Raw genomic sequence first — 17,738 nt, 5'->3', positions numbered from 1 at the left:
GGTTTTATCATGAACACTCTAAACGATTTACATAAAATTTCAGGGGCATTTTCGAATACCGAAAAAATGCCTGTATTGTTTTTGGGACATGGAAGCCCAATGAATGCCATCGAAGAAAATCAGTTTGTGACCGGTTTTAGGAATTTGGCCAAAACCTTGCCTAAACCAAACGCAATTTTGTGTATTTCGGCACATTGGTTTACCAACGGGACTAAGGTTACCGCTATGGAAATGCCTCGCACGATTCATGATTTTGGAGGATTTCCGCAAGAATTATTTGAAGTACAATATCCTGCCAAAGGAAGTCCCGAACTGGCCACCGCAACTAAGGAATTATTATCACCAACAGCTGTCGAATTAGATCATCATTGGGGATTGGATCACGGTGCCTGGAGTGTAATTAAACATTTATATCCCGATGCTGATATTCCTGTAATTCAGATGAGTATCGATTATACAAAATCGGGGCAATATCATTTTGAATTGGCGCAAAAATTAAGTGAATTACGAACCAAAGGTATTCTGATTGTTGGCAGCGGAAACATCATTCACAACTTAAGATTAGTCGATTTCAGAAACATAAATACCGACAATTATGGCTACGATTGGGCTTTTGAAGCTAGAGAAGTTATCAATAAACACTTAATCGATGGCGATTTCCAACCGCTTATTGATTTTGAAAAACAGAGCAAAGCTTTCCAACTTTCCATTCCTACTCCTGATCATTATTTGCCTTTAATTTATACTTTGGGATTAAAAGGAAAATCAGAAGAATTGAGTTTGTTTAATGATAAATTGGTAGGAGGGTCGTTGAGTATGACTTCGGTGAGGATTATGTAGTGCAGATACCCAAGGAATAATTGGTTCTAAAAAAGATTGTTTTTTATTATCTTTGTAAGATTAAAAGTCATTTTGTATGAGTACAATAACCATTGAAGTCGATGAAAAACACATTTCGTTTGTTAAAACACTTTTGGAACATCTAAAAGGAGTTAAAAATGTTACGATACAAGAAGAAGATAGTCCCTATAATCCTGATTTTGTAAAATCAGTTCAAGAAGGCAGAGAACAATATAAACGAGGCGAGTGTACTACTATTTCCACTGAGGATTTATGGAAGTAAAATTCACAAAAAAAGCTCTTGAACATTTAGAATTTTGGAAGAAATCAGGAAATAAAGCTATTCAAAAAAAGATTCAGCTTCTAATCGAAGATATAAAGAAAACTCCATTCACAGGAATTGGTAAACCTGAAGCTTTGAAATACAATTTATTAGGAACTTGGTCTCGAAAGATAAATGATGAACATCGTATTGTTTATGAAATTATTGATGATTCCGTTTTATTAATACATAGCTTAAAAGGACATTATACTGATTTATAAAAATTATAAAACCTCACTCCAAATAAGTGGGGTTTGTTTTTATTGACATAAAAAAATAATTATTTAAAAATGAAAATAATAGCAGTCATTCCCGCCCGTTACGCATCCACACGATTTCCCGCAAAACTAATGCAGGATTTAGGAGGCAAAACGGTAATTTTAAGAACCTACGAAGCAGCCATAAATACTCAATTATTTGATGATGTCTTTGTGGTAACCGATTCCGATTTAATTTATAACGAAATTGTTTCCAATGGTGGAAAAGCCATTATGAGTATCAAGGAACACGAATCGGGGAGTGACCGAATTGCCGAAGCTGTTGAAAATCTGGATGTAGATATTGTAATAAATGTCCAGGGAGACGAACCGTTTATTGACGCAGATCCATTGAAAAAAGTTATCGAAGTTTTCAAAAATGATACCACAAAACAAGTAGATTTAGCCTCTTTAATGTGCGAAATCAAAGATGAAGCCGATATTAATAATCCAAACAATGTAAAAGTAGTCGTAAACCAAGATGGTTTTGCACTGTACTTTTCGCGTTCGGTGATTCCATATCCAAGAGAAGTAAATGTAGGCGTTCGCTATATGAAACACATCGGAATTTATGCTTTCAGAAAACAGGCTTTATTGGATTTTTACAGTTTGCCGATGAAATCTCTGGAAGCTTCCGAAAAACTGGAACAGCTGCGTTATCTGGAGTTTGGAAAACGAATTAAAATGGTAGAAACCAATCACATCGGAATCGGAATAGATACCGCTGAGGATTTAGAAAAAGCAAGAAAAATGCTTCTTTGATTTAGTTCAAAGAAGTATTTTTTATTTTAATTTTTCGATAATAATTAATTCATTGTGAACTTCAACTCTAGGAATGGTCTGTGTTTTGTAGGATTCGTCGCAAAAGTCCTTAATGAAATTTTGATTTCTTAAATTATCTTCTCGCGACAGACACATCGTATTAAAAAGAACGATTCCTTTACTCTTGAGCAAAAAGCAAATTCGGTTTACAAAATAGTTTTCAAACAGAAAATTAGGCATCTTAGTATCTTGAAAAATATCGATAATAATAAGATCGTATCTGTCTTTAGTTTTCAACACAAACTCAAAAGCATCATCAATCACAATGTTTAAATTTTTGATTTCATTAAGACTGAAGTATTTATTTGCAATTTTAATAATATCCGGATCGATGTCAACACCGGTAATTTGTCCTTCAAAATGAATTTCGTCAACTAATGTTTTAATCACACTGCCGCCAGCAACGCCTAGGACTAATATTTGATTCATTTTTACAATTTTATCAAATCCTAAGTGTTTTAATCCGATTCTCAGAATACGCTGCAGACTGCCATAAGAATAATTGGTATTTTCTGAATCAAGAACTAGCTCGCCATTGGCCCATGTAACTTCAATAGTTTTACTTAGTTTAGATTTAGTTGTATAAATTTTGATGGGTATGATGTAACTTAATAATTTGCGAAACATTAATTTATTGGTTTTTTTCAAAAATAAGACATTTAATTATTTAATTTGTAAAAACTAAGAACAAATGAAGAGACAAATCTGCAGATGGTTTTTTGAAAAGATAATGGGCTGGAAAATAGAAGGCAATATTGACAGGGAAATAAAAAAAAGCGTCTTGATGGTAATGCCTCATACAAGCTGGCATGATTTTTATATTGCTATTATTTGTAAAGGAGCAATCGGAGCAGATATTAATTGGGTTGGAAAAAAAGAATTATTCCGTTTTCCTTTTGGTTCCTTCTTTAAATCTTTAGGAGGTTCTCCGCTAGACAGAACAGGAGGATTAAACAAAGTAGATTCTATAGTCAGTATATTTGATTCCAAAGAAACTTTTAGACTAGGACTTTCTCCTGAAGGTACACGCAAAAAAGTAGAACATCTCAAAACTGGATTTTATTACATCGCCGTAAAAGCAAATGTGCCAATTATACCAGTATCGATAAATTTTGAAAAGAAAACTGTAGATTTTGGAAATGCATTTTATCCTACAGGTAATATTGAACCAGACCTAATTCATTTGAACAAACATTTTATTGGAGCAAAAGGAAAAATACCAGAAAACGGATATAAAATTTCTCAAGATTCAACTTGCTGAGAATCGCATAGATTTTTTTTCTTGGCTCTTGGTTCAGAATATTCAATTCTCGTAAATTGTGGGATATTTTTAAAATTGAAAATATGCTCCTTATAAAAGCTCATAGAAAATATTTGTCTAATGAAATTTTAAATTAACTTGGAGAATAAATCTTGAATGTTCCGTTTTTATAAAAAAATACTATTTTTTCTACTTCATCAGGATTTTCACTTTCAGTAAAAGATTCCATCTGTTTTATTTTTTTCGAATCAAACTTAGATTCTGGCGAAACAGAAACTTGAGAAAATAAATCAATTGGAGTAGGGCTGTCAAAATTTGTAGCAGCAGAATCTAAATTTAAATTATCTTTTTCTTCTATTTTCTTTGGGAAAACTCCCGCCCCCTTCAATATCCAATACAAGTCTACATCAGGGAAAATATCAGTAATTTTCAAAATAAAATCCAGACTTGGCTTATTTCTGCCTGAAAGCAAATGAGACAAACTGGAACGCTGCACTCCAATTTTATCTGCAAATGAAGAAGCATTAAGACTGTAATACTCCAGTATTATTTCTAATCTTTTTATGAAATCATCCGTGTTTACCATTGTGAATTCAATTTAAAATTAACTCATTTACAAATGTAACCAAATCTTATGTAATCACCTAAATTCCAAAGGCCAAATATAAATTGAATGATAAACTATATAATTAAATAGTTTAAATAAAGACATTCAATGAATTGATATTTTGAATTTTATATGTTGATACATAAAGTTTACTTTTATATTTTTTCAAGTTATAAATATTTATTTCCATTATTAAAATAGGTGTTTACAAACTTAAAAAAAATAAAAAATCATTAGTTTACAAATGTAAAAATAAAGATGTTTACTTTTGTAAATCAAATTATAAAACATGGATTTAGAACTTTTATTTAATCAAAATAAAGAAAACACAATACAGGGGCGTTATATAACTTTAGAAAATATTGAGCCATTATTAAACAAAGAATCTTTAAAAAAGGATGTAACTATTATTGGAGAATCGGTTTTAGGAAAACCAATATACAGCTATCAAAAAGGATCAGGTAAAACCAAAATTTATCTTTGGTCACAAATGCATGGAAACGAAAGTACGACGACCAAAGCGTTATTCGATTTTATGAATCTTTTAAATAATGGATCGGATTTAGCCAAAGACCTTTTAAATCGTTTTACTTTTTACTGTATCCCGATGTTGAATCCGGACGGAGCTAAATTATACACTAGAGCCAATGCAAACAATATTGATTTGAATAGAGACTCTCAGAATCTTACTCAGCCGGAGAGTAAGATATTAAGAGCGGTATTTGAAGATTTCAAACCGGATTACTGTTTTAACCTTCACGATCAGCGCACTATTTTTGGAGTTGCTGATACTGGAAAACCTGCAACAGTTTCTTTTTTGGCACCTTCTTACAATGAAGAAAGAGAGGTAAATGAATCACGTTTGAAAGCTATAAATCTAATCGCTGGCATTACTGAAGTATTACAAAATTATATTCCTGGCCAAATAGGACGATTTGATGATTCATTTAACATTAATTGTATTGGTGATACCTTTCAATATTTAGGTGTTCCAACAATATTATTCGAGGCCGGGCATTATCCTGATGATTACGAAAGAGAAAAAACAAGAAAATTCGTATTCATGTCATTGCTTACAAGTTTCATTATTCTCAACGAAAACGTTATAGTTGATAATAGAAATGATAAATATTTAAACATTCCTCAGAATAATGTTGTTTTTTTTGATTTTATATACAAAAATGTCAAAATAAATTATGATGGTAATGAAATAATCACCAATTTTGTGGCTCAATATAAAGAAGAGTTAATCGATAACAAATTAAATTTTAATGCTTACATAGTTGAAGTAGGAGATTTAAAGAAATATTTCGGTCATTTCGAGTACGATGCTAAAGGAGCTTTATATCAAGATGATTTTGATAATCTGCCAAAAATTGGACAAATTGCCAATTTTAATTTTGATAAAAAAGTATTTTTTCTTAATGGAAAGATAAAAAAATGATTTTTTTGCCGATTATTTAATTTTTATTTATAATTTTAACTTTTTTAATAGCAAATAACCATATAATAAAAGAATTATGAGTAAGTTTCGTTTAGATGAAGTAGATCACCAGATTTTAGATATGTTGATAGACAACACAAGAGTTCCGTTTACAGACATTGCTAAAAAATTATTGATTTCAGCTGGAACGGTTCATGTTAGGGTAAAAAAAATGGAAGATGCAGGTATCATCATGGGATCTTCTTTAGTCCTTGATTATGATAAATTAGGATATTCATTTATTGCTTATGTAGGTGTTTTTCTTAACAATACTTCACAGACAAAATTCGTTTTAGAGCGTATTAATGAGATTCCATTTGTAACTGTAGCTTCTGTAACTACAGGTAAGTTCAATATTTTTTGCAAGATAAGAGCAAAAGATACTAAACATGCAAAAGATGTTATTTTTATGATTGATGATATCGAGGGTGTTTATAGAACAGAAACTATGATTTCTCTTGAAGAAAGCATTAATGATAAAAAGCGTTTGATGCATACCATTTTCAAAGAAATGTAAATCTTGAATGCTATATGTAAATATAACCTCAAGTGTAACCTTGGGGTTTTTTTATGTTAGATTAACCAATAAACTAATAGTCTAATTATGTATACGTTACCAAAAATAGAACGTTTTAATGAAAATGTTTTATCTAAATACCATATTTACAATAGTGTTTTTATAACATTACCTTTTGATTCTGTGGATAATACAGGTGTTTTATTACCTATTTTCACAGAACTTTGTGATAGTGGTTTCAAAAAACAAAAGACTCCTACTGAAATATTTGATTTCTTTTCAGATAAATACATGCACAGTGATTCTGAGAAAGATAAAATTAATTTGATGTTTCATTTTATACAATACATTGAACGTCAGATTGTTTTGTTTGATGCAATTGAAGATGCCGCTTTTCCTGTCGTAAATAACATGGAGGGAAGAGGTTCACTGCGTGATATAAAAGAAAAATCAGATGTAAGAGGAAACAAGGAAGAGTTAATCGATTTCTTAGAAAACTTCAATGTGCGTACTGTATTAACTGCACATCCAACTCAATTTTATCCTGGTGCTGTTTTAGGAATTATTAACGATTTGACAGAGGCAATCCGTAAAAATAATTTACTGGAAATCAAACAATTACTTGCTCAATTAGGAAAAACTCCTTTTATTCAAAACGAGAAACCCAATCCTTTTGATGAAGCAGTAAGCTTAATCTGGTATTTGGAAAATGTTTTTTATAACACTTCTGGAGAAATGGTTCATTACCTGCAAAAAAATGTTTTTGAAGGGGAATCTATAAAAAATCCATTGATTAAACTTGGTTTCTGGCCAGGTGGTGACCGTGATGGAAATCCATTCGTAACTACCGAAATCACTCTGAAAGTTGCTGAACGTTTAAGAACTTCTATTTTAAAATGTTATTATTTTGAAATTCGAAATTTAAAAAGAAAACTGACTTTCCCAGTTGTAGATTCATTGGTAATGGAACTTGAACAAAAATTATACCGTTCCGTTTTCTATTCTAAAGGAGATATTTTCATAACTCTTGATGAGTTTAAACTACAGCTGAACAAAATAAAAACCATAATAATTGAACAGCATCAGTCACTTTATGTTGACCAAATAGATGCGCTGCTTATCCGAATCAATTTATTCGGTTTCCATTTTGCTACTTTGGATATTAGACAAAATAGTAAAATTCACCAAAGTGTTTTTTATGATATTGTAGATTATTACTCAAAATCAAAAGAAAATATTTTTCCAGAAGATTATTTCCAATTAACAGATGAAAAAAAATTGGAAGTATTGTCTACATTAAAAGGGAATCTTGATGCCACTGATTTTGAAAATGAAATGACAAGATCAACTATTGAGTCAATTCAATCTATTAAGACAATTCAACAGAACAATGGCGAATTTGGTGCCAACCGTTATATCATTAGTAATAATGAAAGTGCACTTAATGTCATGGAAACTTTTGCCTTGTTCAAATTATGCAATTGGGAAAATGCTACAGTAGATATCATCCCGCTCTTTGAATCGGTAGATGATTTGCATAATGCCCATTTAGTGATGGAGACATTATATACAAACCCTGAGTATGCTCAGCATCTGGCAAACAGAAACAATAAGCAGACAATAATGCTAGGTTTTTCTGACGGAACAAAAGATGGTGGTTATTTAATGGCGAACTGGAGTATTTATAAAGCAAAAGAAGCTTTGACAGAAATGTCAAGAAAATATGGAATAAATGCAATTTTCTTTGATGGACGCGGTGGACCTCCTGCACGTGGTGGCGGAAAAACACATAAATTTTACGCTTCGCTTGGACCAAATATTGAGAATAACGAAATTCAGATTACAATTCAAGGACAAACCATTAGTTCAAATTTTGGAACTTTAGATTCTTGCCGCTATAATTTAGAAAACCTTTTGAGTGCTGGTGTTGCTAATCAGGTTTTCAATTTAGGACAAAATGAATTATCTGCTGAAGATAAAGAAATCCTAGATCAGATGGCTGAATTGGGTTATAACAAATATTTGAATTTCAAAAACCATCCTAAGTTTATTCCTTATTTGGAACAGATGAGTACTTTGAAATATTATGCAAAAACAAATATAGGAAGCCGTCCATCTAAAAGAAGCAAATCTGAAACACTTGATTTTGCTGACTTAAGAGCAATTCCGTTTGTAGGTTCCTGGAGTCAGTTAAAACAAAACGTACCTGGATTTTTCGGTGTTGGCTCAGCACTGAAACATTTTGAAGATACCAATCAATGGGAGAAAGCACAAAATCTATATGATAGTTCGTTATTTTTCCGAACACTCCTTGAAAACAGTATGATGTCATTGGCTAAATCATTTTTCCCATTGACTGCTTATATGAGTAAGGATCCTGAATTTGGTGCATTTTGGCAGATTATTTATGATGAATTTTTGGAAACAAAAAGATTGTTATTAAAAATTGCCGGTCATGCTCAGTTAATGGAAAACTATCCTGATGGTATAGCTTCTATTCAGATGAGAGAGCGTATTGTGTTGCCGCTGTTAACAATACAGCAATATGCATTATTAAAAATAAGCGAACTTAACAAAGCAGAAAACCCTGATTTGAACTTAATAAAAGTATATGAAAAAATTGTGACCCGTTCACTTTTTGGAAATACTAATGCAAGCAGAAATTCAGCTTAAAATATTAAAGCAAAATTAAATTCTAAATTCAAAAAAATTGTCATTATGAATTCCAATCAATTGCCAGTAGATGAATATTCAAAATTTAATGCCACCTACATACAAGCATTAGAAAATGTTGAATTATTTGAAGAATTAGAAATTAGTTTGCATGATTTTATCAAATTTGTCCAAAATATTCCTTTGGACAAATTTGATTACAGTTATGCCGAAGGTAAATGGACCATCAAAGAAATTATTCAGCACATTATTGATACTGAAAGAATTTTTAGTTATCGTGCTCTGAGAATTTCCAGAAATGATAAAACATCATTGCCTGGTTTTGAAGAAAATGATTATGCTGACAATACTGATGCCAAAAGCAGAAGTATTCAGGATTTATTAACTGAATTCTCAGCGGTAAGACATTCTAACTTACTGATGTTCAAAAGTTTTTCAGATGAACAGCTAAGAAGAATAGGGACTGCATCAAATCATGAAATTTCAGTAAGAGCCATAGGTTTTATACTCCTTGGTCATCTTAAACATCATCAGAGAATTTTCGCAGAAAGATATTTAAACAATTAGTTTTGTTTAAAACATTCTGTCCAGATTTTTAATTTATTTTCAAAAGTCATAGTATTAGCTGGGCTAGTTGAAGGCATCACATGATAGGTGATGCCTTCAATTTTTCCAAACTTCTTTATAAAAAAAGTATGACTCTGTTTTCCATTAAAAATGATATTTCTGATTTTTGGAAATTGCTTAAATAAATTTTCAAAATCATTTTCTTTATGATTTTTAATGTGAATGTCTAAACTTCCTTTTCTTTCACAATTTTCTAGGACATCCCAAATCCCAATTTTATTTTCTTTAAGAATTTTAATTTTTTCTTCAAAATTTACTGGAATTGGCAATGCATCAAATAGTGTACAGATTATTTTCCAAAAATGATTTCTTGGGTGTGCATAATATTCTTGTTTTTCAAGAGACATAGCTCCAGGCATAGTTCCCAAAATTAATACCTTGGTATTGGAATCAATAAAATATGGAAAAGAATATATTGCCATAAAATTAGAATACTAAGTTTTCTTTTTCGAGTATTGTTAATCCAACCCTGATTTTGTCATACGAAATTTGTTCTTCAAAAAAATCAAAATAAGGTTTCAAAGCATTTGGAGATTCCAGTTTTATTTTTGCTTCCGCTATTTTTGCAATTTCCTGATCATTTATAAATTCTCTCAAATTTATTGGATGACCGTCATTGTATAATTTAGCTAAATGCGAAATTATAGTTGCAACTCCCAATTTTCTTTTTATTGCAATTTCTTCAACTTTTATTCCGCTTTGAAATAGTTCCAAAGTTTCTTTATAAGTTGAACTTTCTTTTTTTGCTCTTATTTTTTTTATATTTTCAAATTCAATAATTGCTTTAATAAAAACGTCACCGTATTTTTCCAATTTTGCTTTTCCAACTCCATCAATCGCTAAAAAGTCAGAGTCGCTCATTGGCCGGTGAATTTCTAATTGTTTCAAAGTTGCATCACTAAAAATTACATAAGCTGGAACTGCTTCTTCTTTTGCAATTTCAGTACGAAGTTTTCTAAGAAACTCAAAAAGAGAATTTACAGCTGATTTTGTTTTAACAGTTTTAGCTTCAGCTTTTTCTTTATTCATTTTTTGAACAGTCGTCAGCTTTACTTTTTCGCCGTCAAATAATACTTTTTTGGCAAAAGTGGTCAATTTTATTTTATTCTGTTGATGAAAAGCAATTTCGCAATATCCCAAATTGATCAATTGAATAAGATATTGATTCCAGTCGTACCATGATAAGTCTGCACCAACTCCGTAAGTTTTTAAATTTTGGTAGCCTTTGTCATAAATGGAAGCATTTTTTGAACCTCTCAAAAAATCCACAATTACAGGCAGCGCTTCAGATTCCTGAAGGCGTGCAACTGCCGATAAAGCTTTTTGAGCAATAATAGTTCCGTCAAAAAATGCTGGAGGGTTTTTGCAGATATCACAATTACCGCAATTCTCAGTTACCAATTCACCAAAATACGAAAGCAGTATTTTTCTGCGGCAGCTCAGTGCATCAGCATATTGTTTCATCCGCTCCAATTTGGCCAGCTGTACTTCGGCGTTTAATCCTTCAGAGGCAAATTTTTGCAGCTGAATCATGTCACCGTAGCTTTCAAATAAAACGGTTTCGGACGGCAAACCGTCACGGCCGGCTCTTCCAATTTCCTGATAATAGCCTTCAATATTTTTTGGCAGATTATAATGAATTACCCAGCGGACATTAGATTTATCAATTCCCATTCCGAAAGCAATGGTTGCACAAACAACTTGACAGTCATCATTGATAAATTCGTCCTGAGTTTTAGAACGCATTTTGTTGTCCAAGCCTGCATGATAAGCTTTTGCATTTATTCCTTTTTTCTGAAGTTTTTCAGAAAGTTCTTCTGTGGTCTTCCGGCTCAGGCAATATACGATACCCGATTCATTCGGTTTATTTTTTATGAAATCAATAATCTGCTGCACACGGTCTAAAGCCGGTCTGACTTCAAGACTCAAATTTTTCCTGTCAAAAGATGCTACAAAAATTTCGGGTTCCTTCAATTCTAATTGCTTGCAGATGTCAGTACGGGTTGCTTTATCAGCAGTTGCAGTCAAAGCTAAGATTGGAGTAGAAGGAAAGCGGTTTTTGAGATAACCTAAATTGGTGTAAGCCGGACGAAAATCGTGACCCCAAGCAGATATGCAATGTGCTTCATCAATTGCAATGAGACTAACAATTATCTGGCTAAAAGCATTTTCTAAAAATGACAGACTTTCCGGCGCTACATATACGAGTTTGACTTTTTTATCTTTTAGGTTTTGAATATGAAAATCCTGTTCTTCTGAAGACTGACTGCTGTTGATATAACAAGCAGGAATTCCATTGGATTTTAAACTGTCAACCTGATCTTTCATCAAGGCTATCAATGGCGAAATCACAATTGTAATTCCTGGAAGAATTAGGGCAGGAAGCTGAAAGCATATTGATTTTCCACCTCCAGTTGGCATGATGGCGAGAGCATCTTTTCCGGAAAGAATGCTATTAATAATGTTTTCCTGATTGGGTCTGAATTTTTCAAATCCAAAATTTTCCTTGAGTTTGGCGTGTAAAATTTCTGTTGTCATGTTGGCGTATATTTAGAAATCTAAATCTAATAAAAAAAGGAACTCAATTGCGAGTTCCTTTAATTTTTTTATAAACTTATAGAATTAATCTTCGTCATCTTCATCATCATCGTCATCAGCGATATCTTTGTCATCACCATCTTCATCGTCATCATCACCATCAACATCCGGCTTATCTAAATTTTCATCATCATCGTCATCATCTGCATCTTCATCTTCAACATCTAATTCTAAACCGCTGATTGGTTCTACAACATCATCAATTTCATCATCATCTTCATAATTACCAATTCTATCAGCCAATTTGGTGCTTACTTTTACTAAATAAATTGTATCTTCAGTTCTAACTTCAACAGCTTCTACCAATTCATTTTTAGCATTTCTAAATCGAATGATATCTGAATCATCATATCCATCAGGGAATTTTTCGACCAAAAGATTTAAAATTTCGTTGGTCAATTTGGCGTAATCAACTATTACTCTTTTCATGTGCAGCTAATATTTTTTTTATTGAAACATGGTATCGCCAGATTCTCATTTGTATTTGCAACAAGTTCTATCTTGGCGATTTCATAAATAATTATTATAGATCTAACAAATATGCAAAAATTAATGGAGCCACAATAGTAGCATCAGACTCAATAATGAATTTAGGAGTTTTAATATCTAGTTTACCCCAAGTGATTTTTTCATTAGGAACTGCTCCGGAATAAGAACCGTAGCTGGTTGTTGAATCTGAAATTTGGCAAAAATAACTCCAAAATGGAACATCATGCATTTCCATATCCTGATATAACATTGGTACAACACAGATAGGAAAATCACCAGCGATACCACCGCCAATTTGGAAGAATCCAACACCATTAGAACTATTTTTTGTATACCAATCGGATAAAAAAGTCATGTATTCGATACCCGATTTCATGGTAGAAGCTTTCAATTCTCCTTTAATCACATACGATGCGAAAATATTTCCCATTGTACTGTCTTCCCATCCAGGAACAATAATAGGTAAATTTTTCTCAGCCGCCGCATACATCCAGCTGTCTTTCAAGTCAATTTCATAATATTCTTCCAAAACACCAGAAAGTAACATTTTATACATGAATTCATGAGGAAAATATCTTTCTCCTTTATCATCAGCATCTTTCCAAATTTTGTAAACATGTTTTTGAAGACGGCGGAATGCTTCATGCTCAGGAATACAAGTATCAGTGACTCTATTCAATCCTCTTTCCAATAAATCCCACTCATCCTGAGGAGTTAGATCACGGTAGTGAGGTACTCTTTCATAATGTGAATGTGCCACCAAGTTCATGATATCTTCTTCAAGGTTTGCTCCTGTACAAGAAATAATCTGGACTTTATCCTGACGAATTATTTCGGCAAAAATCTTTCCAATTTCGGCGGTACTCATAGCACCGGCCATAGTTACCATCATTTTTGCACCATTGGCCAACTGCTGCTCATAAGCTTTTGCGGCATCAACTAAAGATGCAGAATTGAAATGCAGATAATGCTTTTCAATAAACTGACTGATTGGTCCTTTACTCATATTCTTTTTTTCTTTTTTTTTCTTTTTTGTTTACTGCTCAAAAGGGTAAGTGAGATTTTGATTTACAAATAAAAGAAATTTATAAATATCAAAATTCCTATACCCCAATTTAAATTTGTTATTTATTATAACCTAGTATTTTTAGTACATCCTCAGCAGTTTGAGCTTCAGAAAATACTTCGGTTGCCAATATTCCGTTCTCGTCACGATCTATCAAAATATGCTTTGGCTGCGGTATAAGACAGTGCTGCAGTCCGCCAAAACCACCAATGGTTTCCTGATAAGCTCCTGTGTTGAAAAAACCTAGATATAATGGTTTTTCTTTATTATATTTTGGCAGATATATTGCATTCATATTCTGCTCAGAATTGTAATAATCATCACTGTCACAGGTCATTCCGCCCAGCAGAACACGTTCGTATGTATCATTCCATCTGTTGATTGCCAACATGATAAAACGTTTGTTAATTGCCCAAGTATCTGGTAAAGTGGTAATGAAAGAAGAATCAATCATGTTCCATTTCTCTCTGTCATTCTGCTGTTTTTGATACAAAACCTGATAAATAGCACCGCCGCTTTCTCCAACAGTGAACGATCCAAATTCAGTAAAAATATGCGGAACATCCACTTCAGCTTCGTCACAGGCAATTTTTATCTGATTAATGATTTCATCAATCATATATTGGTAATCGTATTCGAAAGCCAATGAATTTTTGATAGGGAAACCACCGCCAATATTCAAACTGTCAAGGCTTGGACATTCTTTTTTCAAGGCAACATATACTTTGATACATTTTACAAGCTCATTCCAATAATAAGCATTGTCATTAATACCGGTATTGATAAAAAAGTGAAGCATTTTAAGTTCCAGCTTTTTGTTTTCCTTGATTTCTTTCTTGTAAAAAGGAACAATATTTTTATATCCTATTCCTAATCTCGAAGTATAAAACTCAAATTTTGGTTCTTCTTCTGCAGCAATACGGATTCCTATTTTGAATTTTCCGCTTATCTCTGCCTGCAGTAAATCCAGCTCTTCATAATTATCAATAATAGGAATAGTGTTTTTATGTCCATTATTGATTAGTCTTGCAATGTTATGAATATATTGGTCTCTTTTAAAACCATTACAAATGATAAAAGTACTCTTATTTATTTTTCCGTTTTCTAATAAATTTTCAACAATGTTTATATCAAAAGCTGAAGAAGTTTCAACGTGAATGTTATTCTTGAAAGCCTCATTCATAACATATTCAAAATGAGAGCTTTTTGTGCAGTAACAATAGTAATATTTAGCCTCATATTTATTTTTTTCCATCGATTTGCGAAACCAGCTTTTGGCTTTGTTGATGTTGTTTGAAATTTGAGGCAGGTAAGTAAATTTTAAAGGGGTACCATAAGTTTCGACCAATTTCATTAAATCAATATTATGAAACTGTAGGTTATCTTTATTTAATTTGAATTCTTCTTGAGGAAAGTAATATGTTTGATTTATTAAGTCGGAATATTTCGTATTCATTTGTCCTTTAGAGTTTTACGTTAATTGTATTTAAAAAATAGAATTAATTAAACTTCAAACTCTAATATTTGCATAGACAATCTGAAGTTTTTCGTAATCGGCCTTGAAATATTGAAATAAATCAAAACTGAAATTCCCTTTGATACCATAAAAACGTTTCAATAAGCTCAAAAAAGACCTATTGTTTCTGTTTCTTTTAGCAGAAAATTTTTTATTATTTTGATTTTTATTCATTGAGGCAAATGTAAAAAATAATATAGACGTAATGCAACGCTTTTTATTAAAAAAAAACTAAGATTTATAATCTTCAAAAGCGTTTAGAATCAATTCGTTTTCAACAGATTGATTTATCTTTATTTTACCGATGCCTTCAATTAATGCAAATTGTATCATTCCATACTCATTTTTTTTGTCATGAATCAGTAGGTCCAGAATAGGTTCTATATCCTCTTCTTCAAAAATAATATCATCATATATTGATTTCAGCGTAGACTTTATCTCACTATATTCTTCATGAGAAATCAAGTTTTTATGCAATGAAATATGACTTTCTAAAATCATTCCCGCCGCAATAGCCTCACCGTGCAGCAATGTGGTTTTATTTTCATTTTCTAAAAAATAGCTTTCAATCGCATGACCTAATGTATGTCCAAAATTCAAAGATTTTCTAATATTCTTTTCAGTAGGATCCTGCATTACGATAATGTTCTTGATTTCCACAGAACGGTGTATTAAAGTATCCAACTGATCAAAGTCGATTCCTTTAATGTCCAAAAATGACTCCCAGTAAGGTTTGTCAAAAATCAATCCGTGTTTCAGCATTTCGGCAAGACCTGAACGCATTTCATTCTGAGGGACAGTTTCTAAATACTGTGTATCAACCAATACCATTTTTGGCGTATTGATAACTCCAATCTGATTTTTTAAATTACCCAAATCAACCCCGTTTTTACCGCCTACAGAAGCATCAACCATAGATAATAAAGTAGTTGGAATATGGATAAAATCGACGCCTCTTTTAAAAGTTGAAGCAACAAATCCTCCTAAATCAGTTACAACACCGCCGCCAATATTGATAATCAATGTTTTTCTGTCAGCGCCCAATTCAGTCAGTACATTCCAGATTTCGATACAGGTTTCAATATTTTTATTGATTTCACCAGCTTCAAATTCAATAATTTCAACCGTCAGATCTGTTTCTAATAATGGAAGTAATTTTGGCAGGCAAAACTCATTTGTATTGCTGTCAACTATTATAAACAGGTTCGAATATTTATTATCTTTTAAGTGCTGATTTAGTTTTTCGTACCCAGTTTCATTGAAATGAACAGGATAATTATTTGCTTGAATAGACTGCATGATTTTAATTTAATTGAAAGCGCAAAATAAGGCAAATTTTACTAATTATAATCGCTTACTCTCTTTATATTTGCATAAAAAATATAACAAAATATGGATAATATTTTCAATAACACACAAAATGCGTTTGCTTTAAAAAGCGATACCGAACTTGAAAGAGCATATTTTCTTTTTAAATTAATCAATAACCAGCCCTTGGTACGTATAGGAACAGCAGTGACAAACTTTGCAATAAAAGCGAATCTGCCTGTCGAAAATCTGATCCGTGCAACTGTTTTTGATCATTTTTGCGGAGGCGTAAACGAAAATGACTGCCTGACGGTTGTAGATAAAATGTTTACCAAAGGAGTTTCTTCAGTATTAGATTATTCTGTTGAAGGAAAAGAAGAGGAAAATCAATTTGATGCCGCGCTGCAGATGACTCTAAAAACAATTGAATTTGCTAAAGAACGCCTGGCAATTCCTTTTGCCGTATTTAAGCCTACCGGATTAGGACGTTTAGACTTATATGAGAAAGTAGGAGAGAAACAAATATTAACTCCCGAAGAGCAGGCTGAATGGGATAGAGTAGCAGCACGTTTTGATTTAGTCTGCGGTGAAGCCCACAAAAAAAACGTAGCACTGCTGATTGATGCCGAAGAAAGCTGGATGCAGGACGCAGCTGATGATTTGGTTACCGAAATGATGCGCAAATACAACAAAGAAAAAACAATTGTTTTCAACACGCTTCAAATGTACCGCTGGGATCGTCTGGATTATTTGAAAAAACTACATGAACAGGCAAAAGCTGAAAGATTTTTTATTGGAATGAAATTAGTTCGCGGTGCCTATATGGAAAAAGAAAATCTTCGTGCCGAAGAAAGAGGTTATCCAACTCCAATCTGCTCATCCAAAGAAGCTACTGATGTAAATTATGACGCAGCTGTCCTGTATATGGCAGAACATTTGGACACCATGTCTATTTTTGCTGGAACACACAACGAAGAGAGCACCTATAAACTAATGGAGATAATGAAATCCAAAGGAATTCCGTCCAATGATGACCGAATTTGGTTTGGACAATTATATGGAATGAGCGATAATATCAGTTATAATTTGGCGGCACACAGCTATAATATTGCTAAATATCTTCCTTTTGGTCCCGTAAAAGACGTGATGCCGTACTTAATCCGCCGTGCTGAAGAAAACACTTCGGTAGCAGGACAGACCAGTCGTGAACTTTCAATGATCAAAGCTGAACGCAAAAGACGAAAAGAGATAGCTTAGTCTTTTACAGATAGCAGCTTTCAGCAAACAGCTGTCAGATTGAAAAAATTGATACTGAGATTTACAAAAAAATCCATTTGTTTTTAAAGACAAAT

General features: G+C 32.4%; 19 protein-coding genes. 10 read left to right on the top strand and 9 right to left on the bottom strand.

Going from position 1 to position 17,738, the window contains the following annotated elements:
• Positions 1 to 9 precede the first annotated feature (9 nt).
• The 4 genes from ygiD (at position 10) to kdsB (ending at position 2,181) form a co-directional block, all read left to right on the top strand.
• Positions 10 to 840: a 4,5-DOPA-extradiol-dioxygenase gene (gene ygiD / locus OZP07_RS11625; RefSeq protein WP_281635203.1), complete on the top strand. Its 831-nt coding sequence runs from the start codon at positions 10 to 12 to the stop codon at positions 838 to 840.
• A gap of 76 nt (positions 841 to 916) precedes the next feature.
• The gene (locus OZP07_RS11620) at positions 917 to 1,123 is read left to right on the top strand and encodes a DUF2683 family protein (RefSeq protein ID WP_281635202.1); all 207 of its coding nucleotides are present in this window, start codon (positions 917 to 919) and stop codon (positions 1,121 to 1,123) included.
• Positions 1,114 to 1,383, top strand: a complete 270-nt coding sequence (locus OZP07_RS11615; RefSeq protein WP_281635201.1) for a Txe/YoeB family addiction module toxin — start codon at positions 1,114 to 1,116, stop codon at positions 1,381 to 1,383. The genes OZP07_RS11620 and OZP07_RS11615 overlap by 10 nt, the downstream gene beginning before the upstream one ends.
• Before the next feature lie 69 nt (positions 1,384 to 1,452).
• Positions 1,453 to 2,181, top strand: coding sequence for a 3-deoxy-manno-octulosonate cytidylyltransferase (gene kdsB, locus OZP07_RS11610; RefSeq protein ID WP_281635200.1), 729 nt, complete (start codon positions 1,453 to 1,455; stop codon positions 2,179 to 2,181).
• A 21-nt stretch (positions 2,182 to 2,202) separates the two neighbouring features.
• On the opposite strand, the gene OZP07_RS11605 is transcribed toward kdsB, so the two are convergent.
• Positions 2,203 to 2,868 carry a spermidine synthase gene (locus OZP07_RS11605; RefSeq protein WP_281635199.1) on the bottom strand — a complete coding sequence of 222 codons (666 nt, stop codon included), beginning with the start codon at positions 2,866 to 2,868 and terminating at the stop codon, positions 2,203 to 2,205.
• A 64-nt stretch (positions 2,869 to 2,932) separates the two neighbouring features.
• On the opposite strand from OZP07_RS11605, the gene OZP07_RS11600 reads away from it, so the two are divergent.
• The gene (locus tag OZP07_RS11600) at positions 2,933 to 3,502 is read left to right on the top strand and encodes a 1-acyl-sn-glycerol-3-phosphate acyltransferase (protein ID WP_281635198.1); all 570 of its coding nucleotides are present in this window, start codon (positions 2,933 to 2,935) and stop codon (positions 3,500 to 3,502) included.
• A 133-nt stretch (positions 3,503 to 3,635) separates the two neighbouring features.
• On the opposite strand, the gene OZP07_RS11595 is transcribed toward OZP07_RS11600, so the two are convergent.
• Positions 3,636 to 4,088 carry a helix-turn-helix transcriptional regulator gene (locus OZP07_RS11595; protein WP_281635197.1) on the bottom strand — a complete coding sequence of 151 codons (453 nt, stop codon included), beginning with the start codon at positions 4,086 to 4,088 and terminating at the stop codon, positions 3,636 to 3,638.
• 310 nt (positions 4,089 to 4,398) lie between these two features.
• On the opposite strand from OZP07_RS11595, the gene OZP07_RS11590 reads away from it, so the two are divergent.
• From OZP07_RS11590 to OZP07_RS11575, 4 genes are all read left to right on the top strand, one after another.
• The gene (locus tag OZP07_RS11590) at positions 4,399 to 5,553 is read left to right on the top strand and encodes a M14 family metallopeptidase (RefSeq protein ID WP_281635196.1); all 1,155 of its coding nucleotides are present in this window, start codon (positions 4,399 to 4,401) and stop codon (positions 5,551 to 5,553) included.
• 76 nt (positions 5,554 to 5,629) lie between these two features.
• The gene (locus OZP07_RS11585; RefSeq protein ID WP_024981770.1) at positions 5,630 to 6,109 is read left to right on the top strand and encodes an Lrp/AsnC family transcriptional regulator; all 480 of its coding nucleotides are present in this window, start codon (positions 5,630 to 5,632) and stop codon (positions 6,107 to 6,109) included.
• Positions 6,110 to 6,196: 87 nt separating this feature from the next.
• Complete coding sequence (locus OZP07_RS11580; protein WP_281635195.1) at positions 6,197 to 8,782, top strand: phosphoenolpyruvate carboxylase; 2,586 nt, start codon at positions 6,197 to 6,199, stop codon at positions 8,780 to 8,782.
• 45 nt (positions 8,783 to 8,827) lie between these two features.
• Positions 8,828 to 9,349 carry a DinB family protein gene (locus OZP07_RS11575; protein ID WP_281635194.1) on the top strand — a complete coding sequence of 174 codons (522 nt, stop codon included), beginning with the start codon at positions 8,828 to 8,830 and terminating at the stop codon, positions 9,347 to 9,349.
• Here the strand turns inward: OZP07_RS11575 and OZP07_RS11570 are convergent.
• From OZP07_RS11570 to aroB, 7 genes are all read right to left on the bottom strand, one after another.
• Positions 9,346 to 9,831, bottom strand: coding sequence for a DNA-deoxyinosine glycosylase (locus OZP07_RS11570; protein ID WP_281635193.1), 486 nt, complete (start codon positions 9,829 to 9,831; stop codon positions 9,346 to 9,348). The two genes, OZP07_RS11575 and OZP07_RS11570, sit on opposite strands and share 4 nt — an antisense overlap.
• A 4-nt stretch (positions 9,832 to 9,835) precedes the next feature.
• Positions 9,836 to 11,947 (bottom strand): DNA helicase RecQ, encoded by a 2,112-nt coding sequence (gene recQ, locus OZP07_RS11565; protein ID WP_281635192.1) that lies wholly within the window; start codon positions 11,945 to 11,947, stop codon positions 9,836 to 9,838.
• An 84-nt stretch (positions 11,948 to 12,031) separates the two neighbouring features.
• Complete coding sequence (locus tag OZP07_RS11560) at positions 12,032 to 12,436, bottom strand: DNA primase (protein ID WP_194640635.1); 405 nt, start codon at positions 12,434 to 12,436, stop codon at positions 12,032 to 12,034.
• 94 nt (positions 12,437 to 12,530) lie between these two features.
• A complete protein-coding gene (locus OZP07_RS11555; protein WP_194640636.1) occupies positions 12,531 to 13,502 on the bottom strand; it encodes a deoxyhypusine synthase family protein in 972 nt (323 codons plus the stop codon).
• 118 nt (positions 13,503 to 13,620) lie between these two features.
• Positions 13,621 to 15,018, bottom strand: a complete 1,398-nt coding sequence (locus OZP07_RS11550) for a type III PLP-dependent enzyme domain-containing protein (protein ID WP_194640637.1) — start codon at positions 15,016 to 15,018, stop codon at positions 13,621 to 13,623.
• Between the two features lie 54 nt (positions 15,019 to 15,072).
• Positions 15,073 to 15,252, bottom strand: coding sequence for a hypothetical protein (locus OZP07_RS11545; RefSeq protein WP_281635191.1), 180 nt, complete (start codon positions 15,250 to 15,252; stop codon positions 15,073 to 15,075).
• A 57-nt stretch (positions 15,253 to 15,309) separates the two neighbouring features.
• Positions 15,310 to 16,377 (bottom strand): 3-dehydroquinate synthase, encoded by a 1,068-nt coding sequence (aroB, locus tag OZP07_RS11540; RefSeq protein ID WP_194640638.1) that lies wholly within the window; start codon positions 16,375 to 16,377, stop codon positions 15,310 to 15,312.
• A 93-nt stretch (positions 16,378 to 16,470) separates the two neighbouring features.
• Between aroB and OZP07_RS11535 the strand changes: the two genes are divergently transcribed.
• Complete coding sequence (locus OZP07_RS11535; protein WP_281635190.1) at positions 16,471 to 17,643, top strand: proline dehydrogenase family protein; 1,173 nt, start codon at positions 16,471 to 16,473, stop codon at positions 17,641 to 17,643.
• The last annotated feature ends 95 nt before the right edge of the window (positions 17,644 to 17,738 follow it).

It is taken from the genome of Flavobacterium marginilacus (genome assembly GCF_026870155.1).
GTDB classification, from domain to species: domain Bacteria; phylum Bacteroidota; class Bacteroidia; order Flavobacteriales; family Flavobacteriaceae; genus Flavobacterium; species Flavobacterium marginilacus.
The sequence above is the reverse complement of the archived record's forward strand: the minus strand, read 5'-3'. Positions and strand labels throughout refer to the sequence as shown.

What these genes read in the sequence shown, in the direction of transcription:
- OZP07_RS11575 (WP_281635194.1), top strand. Translation starts at nt 8,828, where the DNA reads ATGAATTCCAATCAATTGCCAGTAGATGAATATTCAAAATTTAATGCC.
- OZP07_RS11560 (WP_194640635.1), bottom strand. Translation starts at nt 12,436, where the DNA reads ATGAAAAGAGTAATAGTTGATTACGCCAAATTGACCAACGAAATTTTA.
- OZP07_RS11580 (WP_281635195.1), top strand. Translation starts at nt 6,197, where the DNA reads ATGTATACGTTACCAAAAATAGAACGTTTTAATGAAAATGTTTTATCT.
- OZP07_RS11620 (WP_281635202.1), top strand. Translation starts at nt 917, where the DNA reads ATGAGTACAATAACCATTGAAGTCGATGAAAAACACATTTCGTTTGTT.
- OZP07_RS11550 (WP_194640637.1), bottom strand. Translation starts at nt 15,018, where the DNA reads ATGAATACGAAATATTCCGACTTAATAAATCAAACATATTACTTTCCT.
- OZP07_RS11615 (WP_281635201.1), top strand. Translation starts at nt 1,114, where the DNA reads ATGGAAGTAAAATTCACAAAAAAAGCTCTTGAACATTTAGAATTTTGG.
- ygiD (WP_281635203.1), top strand. Translation starts at nt 10, where the DNA reads ATGAACACTCTAAACGATTTACATAAAATTTCAGGGGCATTTTCGAAT.
- OZP07_RS11585 (WP_024981770.1), top strand. Translation starts at nt 5,630, where the DNA reads ATGAGTAAGTTTCGTTTAGATGAAGTAGATCACCAGATTTTAGATATG.
- OZP07_RS11555 (WP_194640636.1), bottom strand. Translation starts at nt 13,502, where the DNA reads ATGAGTAAAGGACCAATCAGTCAGTTTATTGAAAAGCATTATCTGCAT.
- recQ (WP_281635192.1), bottom strand. Translation starts at nt 11,947, where the DNA reads ATGACAACAGAAATTTTACACGCCAAACTCAAGGAAAATTTTGGATTT.
- OZP07_RS11605 (WP_281635199.1), bottom strand. Translation starts at nt 2,868, where the DNA reads ATGTTTCGCAAATTATTAAGTTACATCATACCCATCAAAATTTATACA.
- OZP07_RS11570 (WP_281635193.1), bottom strand. Translation starts at nt 9,831, where the DNA reads ATGGCAATATATTCTTTTCCATATTTTATTGATTCCAATACCAAGGTA.
- OZP07_RS11590 (WP_281635196.1), top strand. Translation starts at nt 4,399, where the DNA reads ATGGATTTAGAACTTTTATTTAATCAAAATAAAGAAAACACAATACAG.
- OZP07_RS11600 (WP_281635198.1), top strand. Translation starts at nt 2,933, where the DNA reads ATGAAGAGACAAATCTGCAGATGGTTTTTTGAAAAGATAATGGGCTGG.
- OZP07_RS11545 (WP_281635191.1), bottom strand. Translation starts at nt 15,252, where the DNA reads ATGAATAAAAATCAAAATAATAAAAAATTTTCTGCTAAAAGAAACAGA.
- OZP07_RS11595 (WP_281635197.1), bottom strand. Translation starts at nt 4,088, where the DNA reads ATGGTAAACACGGATGATTTCATAAAAAGATTAGAAATAATACTGGAG.
- kdsB (WP_281635200.1), top strand. Translation starts at nt 1,453, where the DNA reads ATGAAAATAATAGCAGTCATTCCCGCCCGTTACGCATCCACACGATTT.
- aroB (WP_194640638.1), bottom strand. Translation starts at nt 16,377, where the DNA reads ATGCAGTCTATTCAAGCAAATAATTATCCTGTTCATTTCAATGAAACT.
- OZP07_RS11535 (WP_281635190.1), top strand. Translation starts at nt 16,471, where the DNA reads ATGGATAATATTTTCAATAACACACAAAATGCGTTTGCTTTAAAAAGC.